17 protein-coding genes are annotated in these 12,395 nt (G+C 68.7%); 3 read left to right on the top strand and 14 right to left on the bottom strand.

The genetic code is table 11. The annotated features are described in order from the left end of the window. Positions 1–76: 76 nt before the first annotated feature. The 11 genes from G6R25_RS04900 to G6R25_RS04850 all read right to left on the bottom strand — a co-directional run bounded on the left by G6R25_RS04900 (position 77) and on the right by G6R25_RS04850 (position 5,492). Positions 77–1,636, bottom strand: a complete 1,560-nt coding sequence (locus G6R25_RS04900) for an ATP-binding protein (protein WP_163552034.1) — start codon at positions 1,634–1,636, stop codon at positions 77–79. A gap of 244 nt (positions 1,637–1,880) precedes the next feature. Further along, positions 1,881–2,123, bottom strand: coding sequence for a hypothetical protein (locus tag G6R25_RS04895; RefSeq protein WP_163552033.1), 243 nt, complete (start codon positions 2,121–2,123; stop codon positions 1,881–1,883). Beyond that, complete coding sequence (locus tag G6R25_RS04890) at positions 2,120–2,521, bottom strand: hypothetical protein (RefSeq protein ID WP_163552032.1); 402 nt, start codon at positions 2,519–2,521, stop codon at positions 2,120–2,122. Before G6R25_RS04890 ends, G6R25_RS04895 begins: the two co-directional genes overlap by 4 nt. Next, positions 2,518–3,561, bottom strand: a complete 1,044-nt coding sequence (locus tag G6R25_RS04885) for a hypothetical protein (RefSeq protein ID WP_163552031.1) — start codon at positions 3,559–3,561, stop codon at positions 2,518–2,520. Before G6R25_RS04885 ends, G6R25_RS04890 begins: the two co-directional genes overlap by 4 nt. Then, complete coding sequence (locus G6R25_RS04880; protein WP_163552030.1) at positions 3,558–3,992, bottom strand: NADPH-dependent FMN reductase family protein; 435 nt, start codon at positions 3,990–3,992, stop codon at positions 3,558–3,560. Before G6R25_RS04880 ends, G6R25_RS04885 begins: the two co-directional genes overlap by 4 nt. Beyond that, positions 3,989–4,387, bottom strand: a complete 399-nt coding sequence (locus tag G6R25_RS04875) for a hypothetical protein (protein ID WP_163552029.1) — start codon at positions 4,385–4,387, stop codon at positions 3,989–3,991. Before G6R25_RS04875 ends, G6R25_RS04880 begins: the two co-directional genes overlap by 4 nt. Beyond that, on the bottom strand, positions 4,384–4,563 hold the full coding sequence (locus tag G6R25_RS04870) for a hypothetical protein (RefSeq protein WP_163552028.1): 180 nt from the start codon (positions 4,561–4,563) through the stop codon (positions 4,384–4,386). The genes G6R25_RS04875 and G6R25_RS04870 overlap by 4 nt, the downstream gene beginning before the upstream one ends. Continuing rightward, complete coding sequence (locus tag G6R25_RS04865; RefSeq protein ID WP_163552027.1) at positions 4,563–4,754, bottom strand: DUF6284 family protein; 192 nt, start codon at positions 4,752–4,754, stop codon at positions 4,563–4,565. Before G6R25_RS04865 ends, G6R25_RS04870 begins: the two co-directional genes overlap by 1 nt. Further along, the gene (locus tag G6R25_RS04860; RefSeq protein ID WP_136448795.1) at positions 4,751–5,179 is read right to left on the bottom strand and encodes a hypothetical protein; all 429 of its coding nucleotides are present in this window, start codon (positions 5,177–5,179) and stop codon (positions 4,751–4,753) included. The genes G6R25_RS04865 and G6R25_RS04860 overlap by 4 nt, the downstream gene beginning before the upstream one ends. A gap of 5 nt (positions 5,180–5,184) precedes the next feature. Next, positions 5,185–5,355, bottom strand: coding sequence for a hypothetical protein (locus G6R25_RS04855; protein WP_161983043.1), 171 nt, complete (start codon positions 5,353–5,355; stop codon positions 5,185–5,187). Beyond that, entirely contained in the window at positions 5,355–5,492 is a 138-nt protein-coding gene (locus G6R25_RS04850; RefSeq protein WP_161983044.1) for a hypothetical protein, read from the bottom strand. Before G6R25_RS04850 ends, G6R25_RS04855 begins: the two co-directional genes overlap by 1 nt. A gap of 190 nt (positions 5,493–5,682) precedes the next feature. Here G6R25_RS04850 and G6R25_RS04845 point away from each other — a divergent pair, with 190 nt between their 5' ends. The 3 genes from G6R25_RS04845 (at position 5,683) to G6R25_RS04835 (ending at position 7,856) form a co-directional block, all read left to right on the top strand. Continuing rightward, positions 5,683–6,045 (top strand): winged helix-turn-helix domain-containing protein, encoded by a 363-nt coding sequence (locus G6R25_RS04845; protein ID WP_161983045.1) that lies wholly within the window; start codon positions 5,683–5,685, stop codon positions 6,043–6,045. Positions 6,046–6,120: 75 nt separating this feature from the next. Next, entirely contained in the window at positions 6,121–7,320 is a 1,200-nt protein-coding gene (locus G6R25_RS04840) for a hypothetical protein (RefSeq protein ID WP_235826286.1), read from the top strand. Next, entirely contained in the window at positions 7,320–7,856 is a 537-nt protein-coding gene (locus tag G6R25_RS04835; RefSeq protein ID WP_136448797.1) for a cysteine hydrolase family protein, read from the top strand. Before G6R25_RS04840 ends, G6R25_RS04835 begins: the two co-directional genes overlap by 1 nt. Positions 7,857–7,934: 78 nt before the next feature. On the opposite strand, the gene G6R25_RS30115 is transcribed toward G6R25_RS04835, so the two are convergent. The 3 genes from G6R25_RS30115 to G6R25_RS04820 form a co-directional block, all read right to left on the bottom strand. Then, positions 7,935–9,347, bottom strand: coding sequence for a recombinase family protein (locus G6R25_RS30115; RefSeq protein ID WP_163552026.1), 1,413 nt, complete (start codon positions 9,345–9,347; stop codon positions 7,935–7,937). Further along, entirely contained in the window at positions 9,296–9,991 is a 696-nt protein-coding gene (msrA, locus tag G6R25_RS04825) for a peptide-methionine (S)-S-oxide reductase MsrA (RefSeq protein WP_163552058.1), read from the bottom strand. The genes G6R25_RS30115 and msrA overlap by 52 nt, the downstream gene beginning before the upstream one ends. 99 nt (positions 9,992–10,090) lie before the next feature. Beyond that, complete coding sequence (locus tag G6R25_RS04820) at positions 10,091–11,383, bottom strand: PhoH family protein (RefSeq protein WP_163552025.1); 1,293 nt, start codon at positions 11,381–11,383, stop codon at positions 10,091–10,093. Positions 11,384–12,395: the final 1,012 nt, after the last annotated feature.

The raw sequence follows: 12,395 nt of genomic DNA, 5'->3' as shown, positions 1-12,395 counted from the left end.
GGGTCGGCGGTGAGGCGGGCGGTTTCACGGGTGGTCATGGATACGAGGTCCTTCCAGCGTGCGGGCGGATGGCGGGTCAGCGGCGGACGCTGACGAAGTAGGCCTGCGCGACGGTGGACCGGTCCTCGGTGAGGCCACGGACGACGGCGTTGCCCTTGTCGACGCCGGGGATGAGGTCGGTGGCGCGGTGGCCGGCGGAGTAGGCGCCCTGGCCCAGGACGGCGTCGTTTTCCTGCCAGCGGGCGACGGCGAAGCAGATCCCGTTGGCGCAGTTCATCGTCACGGCCTGGGGCACGCTGTTCCCGGTCGTGGCCTGCGTGCTGATGATCAGGTGGATGAAGCGTTTACGGCCGAGGCGGACGATGGATTCGCAGGCGGCGATGATCCGCTCGCCGAAGGTGTCGTCGCTGAACGCGATGTGGGCTTCTTCGAGGAGCGCGCCGATGGGGTGCATGCCCACGCCTGCGCTGGCGAGTTTGCGGGTGACTTCGGGTTCGCCGTACTCGATGAGCTTCTCGCCGCGGATCTGGATTTCGTCGACGAGTTCTTCGAGGTCGAGGCAGATCTGTTCGATGTTGTCCTTCTCGGCGCCCATGACGTAGCGGGAGCAGCGTGGCTTGAACGCCTCGAAGTCGTAGTTCGAGTCGGGTACCCAGATCCGGAGTTCGGTGGTGGGGTCCAGGCCGATGCCGAGCATGACGACGCGGGCGACGCTGGACTTGCCCTGCTCGGGCATGCCGGCGGTGATCGTGTTCCGGCCGAAGACTTGCAGGGTCAGGGGGTCGCCGCGCAGGCTCTTGCCGAACGGCACGCCTTTGAACACGTCGACGTCGCCGTCGTGGAGCAGTGGGTATGGTCCGGCGCCGGCGGTCAGGGCCCCCTTGTCCGCGATCCACATGTCGAGGATTCCGGCTTCGGTGCCCATCGACGGCCACACCTCGTTGGGCCGGCGGTGCAGCCCTGCGGCGAGATCCTCACGGCGGCGCACGATGCGTTCCGCGCTCACCGACGGCAGGCGGACCACCGCGTGGGTGCCGCGGCCGTCTGCGCGGGCAGGGGTCAGGTACTGCAGCGGCGCGCCGGTCTTGAGGTAGGCGGTGATCTGCGGAATGCGTAGCGCGGCCAACGCCTGGGTGATCGTGCGCTCGTCGATGTCGATGTCGATGTCGTCGGTGGACGTCGCGACCCACCCAGCGGCGGCGCCCTGCTCCCGGCCCGTTCGCCACGCGGCCAGTAGCCAGGTGGGTACCAGGCCGGCGGCGGCGAGGGGCACGAGAACGGTGGCCCAGGTGACCAGGGTGCCCAGGAGCCAGCCGAGGAACGTCCAGTAGTTGCCCCAGCCGATCCCGAGCGGGGTGACGACGCCCACGACGATGCCGATGGCGACCAGGCCGGCGGCGATGACCAGTACCCCGGCGGCGGCGGTGATCGCGCTGGCCTTCACCACCTCGGGCAGGCTTGCCAGCCGCTGCCGGCGGGAGTTCTTCGCGGCCTGCAACCGGTCGAGCCAGTCGGCCAGCTCCGCCGCGTCGCCCCGGGCGCGGGCGGCGCGGATCTGCTCGCGGATCGCCGCGTGCGTCGCCGCGTCAGCGGCCCGACGCGCCCACACCGCATGCCCGGCGCCGACCTGCGCCATCGCCCGACCCCGACCGGCCGGGTCATGGCGCGGACCGCGTCAGCGCGAACCAGGGGGGCGGGGCGGCGGGGTTCCAACGCCTGCCCGGCGCCGGACGGCCGCACGTCGGCCGGCGGGGTGCCGCCGTCGTCGGTGACGATCTCGCCTTCGACGATCCGGTCGTCGTTGAGGTGGGGCAGCCACGGGCCGGGGAGAACGGTGCCGTCGACGTCGGGGTCGGGCTGGTCGAAGGTGGGCTGTTCGCTCATCGGGCACCTCCCCGGAACGCGGCGGTCAGATCGGGCGGAAGAAGCCAGGTCGAGGCCCCCAGTGGGCTGATCCCGGCGGCGGTACCGACGGCGACGTCGATCCGTTCGGCGATGTCGACGACCAGCGCGACGGCCAGGCCCACCGCGCGCAACGCCAGGACGATCAGAGCAAGGACGATGACGGAGCCAGTCGCCCACCAAGGCAAGCGGCGCAGGTCGGCCTGCACGCTGCCGGTCATGCCACCCACCGCCCGGGCGTCGTTTCGATCCGGACGGCCAGGGCCTCGATGTCCCCTCGGTGCTGGCGGACCAGCCGGGCGGCGTCCTTCTGCGCATCCCGCAACGACCGGGGGGATCGGCGGAGCAGCCGGCGGGCGTCTGCCCGGTCGTTGCCGCTGCCGGTGTCGCGTCCGACGATGAGCGTCGCCGCGGCACCGCCGGCGAGTTTGACGACCGCGTCGTCCCCGGCAGGGTCGGCCCCGTCCGGGCCGTTGTAGGCGAGCTTGTACCGGCCGCCCCTGGCGGTGATGCGGGCCTGGGCTTTGGTGGCTCCCAGCGCGCGGGCCACGATCACATGTCCGGCTTCGTGGACGGCGACTTCCCAACGCTCATGATCGCTGAGTCCGAAAAGGCTCATGACGCCACGTCCGGGTAGAGCTCGGCGTTGACCCGGTCCCGAAGCTCCCGGGCGGTCTTCGCGCCGACTCCCAGCCCGGTACGGAGCTGCTCGCCGGTGACCGGCTTGCCGTTCTTCCGCGCGATCCGCCGCGCCGCGGTCAACGCTTGGGCGGGGGTCAGCTTGCGGCGGGCCTGCGGGTCGATCGGGGCGCCCCGGCGGCCGGCCGGGCGGGCCGGGGCAGGGTCGACCGGGGTGGGCCGGTCGGCGAGCGCCACACCACCCGACGTCGAGGTCGATTCGTCGCCGTGAGCGTGCTGGTCGGCTTCGGTAGTCGAGTCGGCCGGCGGGTCGACGTTCAGCGCGGGTTCGACCGGACCGCCGGCCAGATCGATGCGTGCCAGTTCCGCATCCCAGTCGGTCCCGCTCGCCGTCGGCTCGGTCGGCGTCGGAGTCGACTCGCCGGTCGGACTGCCGGTCGGGTCCTGCTCGACCGGGGGTGGCGTGGTCGCGGGCGCCCCGATCGGGTCGTCGGCGGTGCGGGGGGCGGCCGGTACGGGGACCGCGATGCCGTCCGCGGGGACCGGCGTGGCCGGGTCGGTGTTCCCGTCCGGTACGGAGCGGATCATGGGCAGGGCGCGGGCCAGCATCACCAGGCGGAGCAGGATCGGGCCGACCGCACCCCAGCCGATCAGGAGCATCGGGCCGACCCCGTCGAACGCGGCCCGACCGAACTTGCCGTCGACGACCGCTCCGGCGCAGTTCAACGCCAGCGTGGCCACCCCGGACAGGTGCAGCAGATGCCGCGCCGGGCGCAGCGTGTCGTCCGCGATGCCGCGTAGCGACAGGTAGGCCAGGGCCACGAACAGCCCGGCCACCGACAGGTCGACCGCCGGGGCCACCAGCGGCTGGACGTAGGTCGGGACGTCCAGGCGCCGCGCGAGGTCCCACACGTTGCCGAAGGAGAACAGGAACGTCAGTAGCGGCACCGCGATCAGCACGCCGATCACGACCGTGAACGTCAGGCGCTCGGCGGGATCCCGGGTAGGGGCGGGGTTCACGGCGCCACCACCCGGACGTAGATCACATACTCGTACAGGTCACCGGCCGGCCCATAGGGCGCGCTCAGGCCCTCGACCATCTCGACCACCCGGGTGCCGGTGACCTGCTCGACCCAGGGGCCCAGCCATGCGGCGACGTCGTCCAGGCAGAGCTGGACGTGGTACTCGCCGGGCTCGGTGGCGGGGCGGGTCGCGGCCGGGGTGATCCCCTCGTAGGGCCACGGGCCCGACCGCGAGCCGGGGGCGAACAGGGTCCAGTGGCCGTAGCCGCACGGCGGAGTCACCGCCCACACGTCCCCCGCCGGGACACGGTGCCTCGGATGCCAGTCGGACAGGTCGATGCCGACCGGTCCGGCCCCGATCCGCCGGCGAATCGTGACGACCAGCCAGACGGATGCGACGAACGGGAGTAGGGCGAGGAAGAGGTTCATCGGCCGGCCTCCTGCCTGGTGCGGTTCCGTGTCGGTAGCGGGGCGAGGTCGAGGACGTGCTGGCGGCCGCGGATCCGCTGGTGGACGTGGGCGACGGTGGTGGGGCTGAGGGTGCCGCGGCCGGAGACGTTCCACAGGTCGCCGCGGGAGTGGCTGGCGTGCAGGTCGGCGCTGATCCAGCGGGCGATCGCGTCGATCCGGGCGCGGAGCACGGCGGGGTCGGCATAGTCGAAGCCGGGTTCGAGCTCGACGTGGAGGGTGCCGTCCCAGTCGGTCCAGGTCGTGATCTGGATGTCGATGATGCCGAGTTGGGTGACCATGTCCGCGACCGCGTGGAACGCGGCCGCGACCTGCTCGGCGGGCGCCGTGGGCGGCGCGGTCGGCTGGCCGTTCATCGGACGACCTGCTGTCCGTCGACGGGGGCCAGGTGGGCCGCGAGGGCGGTGAGGAGCCAGAGGGCGTTGGACTTGCCCTGTCCGGTGCCGCCAACGATCAGGGCGGCGCCTTCGAGGGCCTGGCCGGCGAGTCGGACCGCGCCGGTGCGGATGTCGCCGGGGTCGGTGGGGGGCATCACGCGGCCTCCTGCACACGGACGATCAGGACCGGCGCGGCGGTGGAAAGGTCCTGGGGGGTGGGGGTGTCGAGTAGGCGGATCTGGCGGTCGAGGTCGGCGAGGTCGACGGCGATCGCCGGCCACTCGGCGGCGATCGCGCGCAGCTCCCGGACGGTCGGGCCGCGCAGCGTGTCGAGGTAGGCGCTCATGCCGTGGCTCCCGTCGGTACGACGGTGGGGACCAGGACCAGGGCGCGGGCGAAGGAGATCGTCACTGAGTCGGTCAACGGCGTCCACACCCGGACATCGACCCCGTCGATCACGAGGCGGACGGCGATGCTCACGGTCACCCCGTCGTCGTAGTCGCGGACATCATTGAGGGGCGTGTCTAGGGCGATCGCGACGAAGCGCAAGTCCGTGAGGCGGGCCGTGTCCGTGGCGGCCGCGGATCGCTTGTCCCGGGGGGTGCGGTCGGCGATGAGGGCGTTCAGCGTGGGTGCCGTGTCGTAGGTCGGGGCGTCGAAGGTGAGGTAGAAGGCGGCGGTGTCACCGACTCGAGAAAGCAGGACCAGGCCCGCGCGCAACGCGGCGGCCTGCCGGTCACTGACCGACGTGGTGGTGTTGAGGGTGGTCATCGCGTTCACCGGCCCGACGCGCCATCGGCGCGGCCCTGCGGCGGCGTCGACGTGGACTGCGGGCGGACGACCCGGGCGGGCCGGCGGTCCCGCGGGCAGCGGTGGCCCTGCTCGGAGGTGTAGGAGGCGCGGCACCGGCTGCAGGTCAACCAGCGGACACGGGCGAAGCGCGACATCAGCGGACACCGCCCGACGTGCGCTTGCCGTCGAGGATCACGGTCCACCGCTTCGGCTCCGGGTCGTTCGGCAGCGTCGGCCACGGCCGGTCGCCATCCGAACCCGGCAGCGGCCGGGAGAAGGCATGCTTGAACAAGGTCTGACCTCCAGTGGGGGGCGGATCTAGGACCCCGGCGCGGTGCTTGCCGGCGAGCGTCGGGGTCCACTCATGTGCACACTGTGCACCATGTGCATATGGATGTCAACCCGAATCTTGGGAAGCGTCTGTGGTGCACTAGGTGTTGCAGGTGCATGAAGCTCTTCACTGCGACCGAGGGGTGTCCACCTTGACCGCCGTCACCGGCCAACCGGCCTACCAGCAGGTTGCGGATGATCTACGATCCAAGATCCTTAATGGCACGTATCCCGTCGAGAAAGAGACACGTCTGCCATCGACTACGGACCTCATGGCGATCTACGACGTGTCGAGCACCGTTGTCCGTGCGGCGATCCGTGAGCTACGGACTGAGGGCGTGGTCGCGGGACAACCCGGCAAGGGCGTCTACGTGATCAAGGCACCCTCGCAGCCCGACATCGGTCCTGACGCACTCGACAGAGTCGAGAACCTGGAGCGAGAGGTCGAGCAGCTTCGTCGACGAGTCGCTGATCTGGAGACGGAACGGGGCGGAAGCGGTCCATCAGGTCCCTGAGTGCCATGTGGTACAGGTTGCTGGTTCTTCGGCAGCGGCAAAAGATGACAGCGAGGACAGGGGAGGACAGCGCCGATGTCCATGGACATGGGGACATCCGGCATGGACAGAGGGACATCCCGTGCGGACACCGGAACGACCGCCGCTGGTCGGACTCCCAATCGCGTATTGGAAGCGTTACGACGTTCTCGTGGCTGGGGGCGGCCCCGGCTTGCCAAGGAGATGCACCTTTTCTGTCAGGCTCGGCAGTGGCCGTCGCCGGGCGAGGAAAATATTCGGAAACAGATCTACCGCCTCGAATCTGGTCAGGTCAGAAACCCTGACGCCTTCTACAGGAGGCTCTACTGCCAGTTCTTCGAACGGTCGGCACACGACCTCTTCGGCGGAATAAATCAAACCCCGGACTCCGCCGCCTTCACACTGACAAGTCACAAGTTCATCCCAGCTTTCGTGGGCGCCGAAGCGGCGGCAAGCCTTGCGAAGAATTGCAGTCGAGCTGTCGACCAGTGGACCGATTGCCATGAAGTGCCTGTCGACGATATGGAGGCCGACGGGGTCTGTACCCTTTACGTCTGGCCGCATGGAACTGTCGTCTACCATCTCGTGGAAGATCTCACGCCGAAATCGATAGCCGAAATCGCAGTCTGGCGACGCACTTCCTACCCCAGACACATCGGCGGAGTAACACAGAACCTTGAGGAAATCACCGGGGGGACGTTGGCCGATCCGCCGTATGTCCTGAGTTCCTATTGGGTGCGTGACTTGCCTTTGGACGGATTGAATCGCGAGACCGCGCTGCGCCTCTTGTGTATCCCCCGCGTCCTGACGTCCGATGGTGCGGAGATCCCCTCACTCGCCCACGCTGAACTGATCGAGCAAGCCCTGATGCGCGATGGGTTTGACCATCCGGAAATCGTCGACTTCGGCATGCGGGGGATCTCATTCGGGTTCGCCTCATGGTCGGGCGTCGTCTACCACCCCACCGCACCGGGCCGAGCCTTGGCAGAGAACGACCTGATCGCGTGCGAGTTGTCCGCACAGGCGGCGTGGTCCTACTGCAATTACATCCGGTCCGAGGTCGAGCGGGGCAGAGACCCCGAGGTGCCGGAGAAATATGGTTGGCGGTTCCTTCGGGGAGTCCGGTCACGCCTCACGACGGAACGGCCACAGGAGACCTCTCAGCACAGATCCATGCGTGAGGCTATCATCGAGACAAGCGGTCTTTCTCGCCATCTAGGGCAAGCAGTGGAAATCCTCAAGGAAGCTGGTCAGTGATGGGAAACGCGCCGTCGGTCCTGGTCGTGGTCGATGTACAGAACGGGTTTCTGAGCGAGTTCTCATCGCCGGTGGTCCCTACTATCGTCGACCTTGTCGAACGCTGGCAGGCTTCCGGCGGTGACACGATCTTCACTCGCTACCTAAATCCTCCGGGCAGCCAGTATGAACGCCTTATGCGGTGGACGGAGCTTCGCGATTCCCCTGCCATCGATATCGTCGAGGAACTATCTCTCTGTGCAGCAAAGGCGACAGCGGTCATCGACAAGACGATTTACTCGCTTTTCAACGAAGAGGGTGTCGCAGTCGTCAAGGAACACGGGTGGACAGATCTCTACATTTGCGGAATAGACACGAATAGCTGCGTTCTTAAGACGGCGGTTGACGCCTTCGAACGAGACCTCACCCCTTGGATTCTCACCGACGCCAGCGCGAGCCACTCCGGCGTGCATGTACATGACGCCGGTCTCCTGGTGGCCACCAAGTTCATCGGGATCGACCAACTGATCACAAGTGATCAGATCCGGGCAAGCTGATGCCAAGGGCGCATCTGTGCCTAGACAGAGGCGTGACGTCGGCCGCGTCGTGCAGCCGGACGCCACGCAGACAGGCACCTAAACTCGCCATTCCGGATCGAACCGATCCGGATCCCATCGGCGCCGCGGGTCAGCCGGCTTAACGACCACCTTTATGAGTGTCGCGGTGACGACGGCGCGGCGCTGAGCGTCGTTTCGACGATCCCACTCGGCCAGCAACTCGTCATACGACCCGGTCATCCCCTCCAGCGATCTCGCCGCAGCGACGCGGGTGAGGCGCCGCCGATTCGTCGTGAGCCTGCTTTCGATCCGTTCCCGCGCGGTCTTCCACTCGGCGCGGCTGATCTCGCCGTCGGCCCACTCCACGGCAAGCTCCTCAAGGCGCCGCTCGTCCTGGACAACCGCGCGGCGAACCTCTGGATCAACCTCAGCGATGGCGTGGAGCCGATCGACAAAACCAGGGTCTTCTAGAGCCACCAGGACGAGGTCACGTACATGGTCGTCAGTGCGTGCAGCGTTGGTCGCCACCCGTCCGCATGTCTTCCCACCCGGCATGTTTGGGCAGACGTAGCGCGGAACGCCAGAACGCGGACGGCCGGACATCCGTCCCTTACACAGCCCACACCGGAGAATGCCGGACAGAAGGTAGGTCCGGCCGGTCGCCGCAGCCAGAGTGCGACCGGACAGCATTGCCCGAAGCTGGTCGGAGTGCTCGGGTGAGATGATCGACGGCCACAACGCGTCGGCCACGATTTCACCGATCAGCGGACGGGTGCCCTTCGCCCCGGATGCCCGCGGCTTGTGCTCTCGCCGGCCCGAGATGCGTGCCGCGGCGAGCATCGTCCGCAGCGTCCTCGGTTGCCGCTGTCCGCCCATCGGGGTCGTGACTCCTCGCTCGGCGAGGTGGCGCGCGACGCTGGACAGCGACTCGCCCGCCAGGGCCCGGCCTGCGACCTCGCGGATGACCGCGGCCTCGGACTCCCGAACAGTGACGAAGTCGGATTCGTAGCCGAACGGACGGGTGCCCCCTCCATTCGGCCGGCCCGCCTCGGCGGCTTGGCGGCGCTGACGGCGCTGACGTTCAGCCTTGTGCTCGGACTCGTGCCGGGCGGCGGCGCCCAGGATCCTGGGCACCATGCGCCCGGTCGGGGTAACGAGGTCGATCTCCCCCGTGGCCGTAGCCAGCTCCAGGCCAAGCCGGTCCGCGAGGTCGATAACGTCTTCTAGTTCACGGGGATGTCGCGTGAGCCGATCGACGTGCCAGCACGCGACGGCATCGATGGCGCCACCCCGGATGTCTGACACCAACCGGTCCCACTCCGGTCGCGGGCGGCCGGAGTATGCGCTGGTGTCGTTGTCCGAGTAGACGTCAACGACGTCCCACTCCTTGCGGGCGCAGAGGGCCCGGCAGTCTGCTTCCTGCCGGGCGACGCCTAGTCCTACCCCTCCCCGGTCCTCGCTGATTCGGACGTAGATTCCGGCTCTGGCCATGGGGCACATGTTGACAGACCCGTGCCGCCGAGGCCGCAGTAGCCGTAGGGGTTCTTGGCGTCGGACAGATACTGCTGGTGGTACTCCTCGGCGAGGTAGAACGTGCCGGCCGGGGCGATCTCGGTGGTGATCGGGCCGAAGCCCGCCCCCTGCAGGACCTTCTCGAACCCGTCCCGGCTCACGCCGGCCGCCGCGGCCTGCGCGTCGGACGTCGTGTAGATCGCCGAACGGTACTGAGTGCCGACGTCGTTGCCCTGGCGCATGCCCTGGATCGGATCGTGCCCCTCCCAGAACGCCTTCAGCAGCTCGGCGTAGGAGACCTTCGCCGGGTCGAACACGACCAGGACCGCCTCGGTGTGCCCGGTCTGGCCGGAACACACCTCCTCGTACGTCGGATTCGGAGTGGACCCGCCGGCGTAGCCGACCGCGGTCGTATACACGCCGGGTATCCGCCAGAACGCGCGCTCCGCGCCCCAGAAACAACCCAGGCCGAACACGGCGGACTCCAGCCCGTCAGGGAACGGCCCGGTGAACGAAGTGCCGAGGACGGTGTGCCGGGAGTCACCCACGAACACCGGGTGGTCCCGGCCCGGGAGCGCCTCCTCGGGCGTGGGCAGCGTGGTCTTATGACGACCGAAGAACATCTGTGCCATCTCCGATGAGTATCTCCTCTGACAACCCCCCCAGAGCGGCCGGGCGTTCCCGCGGACCGGGCCAGCGCGGGCCCGGTCCGGGTGCAGCCGTCAGATGACCAGGTCCTCCAGCATCGTGGTCACGAGCGCCGCGATCGGCGAACGCTCCGAGCGGGTGAGGGTGACGTGCGCGAACAGCGGGTGGCCCTTGAGCGTCTCGATGACGGACGCGACTCCGTCATGCCGACCGACCCGCAGGTTGTTGCGCTGCGCCACATCGTGGGTGAGCACCACCCGGGACCCCTGCCCCAGCCGGGACAGGACGGTTAGCAGCACCCCACGCTCCAGCGACTGCGCCTCGTCCAGAATCACGAAGGCGTCGTGCAGCGACCGCCCGCGGATGTGGGTGAGCGGGAGCACCTCCAGCATCCCCCGGTCGACGACCTCCTCGACCACCTCCTGCGAGACCAGGGCACCGAGCGTGTCGAACACGGCCTGCGCCCAGGGCGCCATCTTCTCGTTCTCGCTGCCCGGTAGGTAGCCGAGATCCTGCCCGCCGACGGCGTAGAGCGGCCGGAAGACGACGACCCGCCGATGGGCCCGACGCTCCATCACCGCCTCCAGCCCCGCGCACAGGGCCAGCGCGGACTTGCCCGTGCCGGCCCGACCGCCGAGCGAGACGATGCCGACATCCGGGTCGAGCAGCAGGTCGAGTGCCACCCGCTGCTCCGCGGAACGCCCATGCAGCCCGAAGGCGTCCCGGTCACCGCGCACCAGCCGGACCTGCTTGTCCGCCGTCACCCGGCCGAGCGCCGAGGCGCTGCCCCCCGCCGTGGTGAGCACCAGGCCGGTGTGGCATGGCAGGTCGGCGGCCTCCAGGATCTCCGTGTACTCGCGGGAGTAGAGCCGGTCCAGGTCCTCCTGGGCGACGGTGAGCTCCGCCATGCCCGAGAAGCCGGTGTCCACCGGCGACAGCGCCTGGTACTCCTCCGCCGGCAAACCCAGCACCGAGGCCTTAACCCGCAGCGGGAGGTCCTTGGTGACGAGCACGACGTCCGCGCCTTCGCTGGCGAGGTTCATCGCGACACACAGGATCCGCGAGTCGTTCGTGTCCACCCGGAACCCCGGTGGAAGCACGGCCGCATCGGTGTGATTAAGTTCCACCCGAAGCGTTCCCCCACCCGCCAGCGGGATGGGCTGGTCGAGGCGACCGTGCCGGATGCGCAGGTCGTCCAGCAGGCGCAGGGCCTCCCGGGCGAACCAGCCCAGTTCCGGGTGGTTCCTCTTGCCCTCCAGCTCTCCTATGACGACGAGGGGGAGCACGACATTGTGCTCCGCGAACCGCAGCAGCGCGCCAGGATCAGAAAGCAGCACGCTTGTGTCGACGACATGCGTTCGTGGCACACGCCCACCCGCTTACTCGGAGGTAGTCCGGGACCGACCCCTCCAGGAGCCGAGCACCGGCCTCCTAGTGTAGTCGCACTTGCGGCACCGAGGGGCCTCCCGAGAGGTCCGACACCACGCCGGACCACGGCTTGAGACGCTAGGGCTCTCACGGTAGCTGCCGCCTCCCAGGATGGCGACCCGCTTCGGGTAACACGTTGCGTTAAGAGCGGGAAACGTTTTGCCTTCTCGGATGCCTAACGTGCCCCTATCGGTGACACTCCGACCGATCGTGACGCCCCGCATCAGCCCTCCTCCCCAGCGCGCCGGCCAGCAGGTCTCGCATCCCACCCGTCGGCCCCGACCCGGCCCGACCGGCCCGCCTTCCCGGTCGGATAGCGGCCAGATCATGCCGAGGCCCAAGCACGGTTTCGGGCCGAAAAACCGTCCCTAGACCTCGGCACGATTCAGTAATCAAGTAGTGACGGATTGCACAGTAGCCGGCGGCGGGCAGCGCCCGGCCTGAGACCAGCAGGTGGCAGGTGGCGGTGCCGGCACGATCGCCTCTCGGGTCGGTGCCCGGACCCGCCGGGAGCAGCAAATGCGCCCAGCGGGGGCACTGGCGGGCAGCTGGGCCGGGAGCCGGGCCTGACGCAGACGCGAGCGGGGCAGGTCGCTCAGGCAGTGACGGAAAGGCATCGGGGTGGAATTCGGTGGAAAGACGCCGGCCCGAGCGGGGAGAAGGCCTGCGGTGGCGGACGGGTGGCGCGGCCCCGAGGAGGCAAGGAAAGGTAAGGAAAACCTTAGGACTGGGGCCGATCGGGACCCACGGCACAAGTCCCGGGCAGCAAGCCGCGAGTTTCCGGGCTCGAGGCCAGGTTCCGGATCGGGGGGGTTCCGGGCAAGTTTGGGGCAAGTTCCGAGCGGGGGCCGACCGAGAGCAAGGAATCGGGGCGATCAGCGGACCCAGGTAACGTGAGTGAGCCTTTCCCGGTAACGTTTCGTCGCTTTGCGTGACATCAATGTGGTGTTG

The sequence above is a fragment of the Candidatus Frankia alpina genome (assembly GCF_902806485.1).
Lineage (GTDB): Bacteria > Actinomycetota > Actinomycetes > Frankiales > Frankiaceae > Frankia > Frankia alpina.
This window is presented reverse-complemented; position numbering and strand designations above follow the sequence as displayed.

Coding starts and splice junctions, on each gene's coding strand:
- G6R25_RS04900 (WP_163552034.1), bottom strand. CDS start 1,636: ATGGCGCAGGTCGGCGCCGGGCATGCGGTGTGGGCGCGTCGGGCCGCT.
- G6R25_RS04875 (WP_163552029.1), bottom strand. CDS start 4,387: ATGAACGGCCAGCCGACCGCGCCGCCCACGGCGCCCGCCGAGCAGGTC.
- G6R25_RS04870 (WP_163552028.1), bottom strand. CDS start 4,563: ATGCCCCCCACCGACCCCGGCGACATCCGCACCGGCGCGGTCCGACTC.
- G6R25_RS30115 (WP_163552026.1), bottom strand. CDS start 9,347: ATGGCCAGAGCCGGAATCTACGTCCGAATCAGCGAGGACCGGGGAGGG.
- G6R25_RS04895 (WP_163552033.1), bottom strand. CDS start 2,123: ATGACCGGCAGCGTGCAGGCCGACCTGCGCCGCTTGCCTTGGTGGGCG.
- G6R25_RS04835 (WP_136448797.1), top strand. CDS start 7,320: ATGGGAAACGCGCCGTCGGTCCTGGTCGTGGTCGATGTACAGAACGGG.
- G6R25_RS04865 (WP_163552027.1), bottom strand. CDS start 4,754: ATGAGCGCCTACCTCGACACGCTGCGCGGCCCGACCGTCCGGGAGCTG.
- G6R25_RS04890 (WP_163552032.1), bottom strand. CDS start 2,521: ATGAGCCTTTTCGGACTCAGCGATCATGAGCGTTGGGAAGTCGCCGTC.
- G6R25_RS04860 (WP_136448795.1), bottom strand. CDS start 5,179: ATGACCACCCTCAACACCACCACGTCGGTCAGTGACCGGCAGGCCGCC.
- G6R25_RS04855 (WP_161983043.1), bottom strand. CDS start 5,355: ATGTCGCGCTTCGCCCGTGTCCGCTGGTTGACCTGCAGCCGGTGCCGC.
- G6R25_RS04880 (WP_163552030.1), bottom strand. CDS start 3,992: ATGAACCTCTTCCTCGCCCTACTCCCGTTCGTCGCATCCGTCTGGCTG.
- G6R25_RS04840 (WP_235826286.1), top strand. CDS start 6,121: ATGTCCATGGACATGGGGACATCCGGCATGGACAGAGGGACATCCCGT.
- msrA (WP_163552058.1), bottom strand. CDS start 9,991: ATGTTCTTCGGTCGTCATAAGACCACGCTGCCCACGCCCGAGGAGGCG.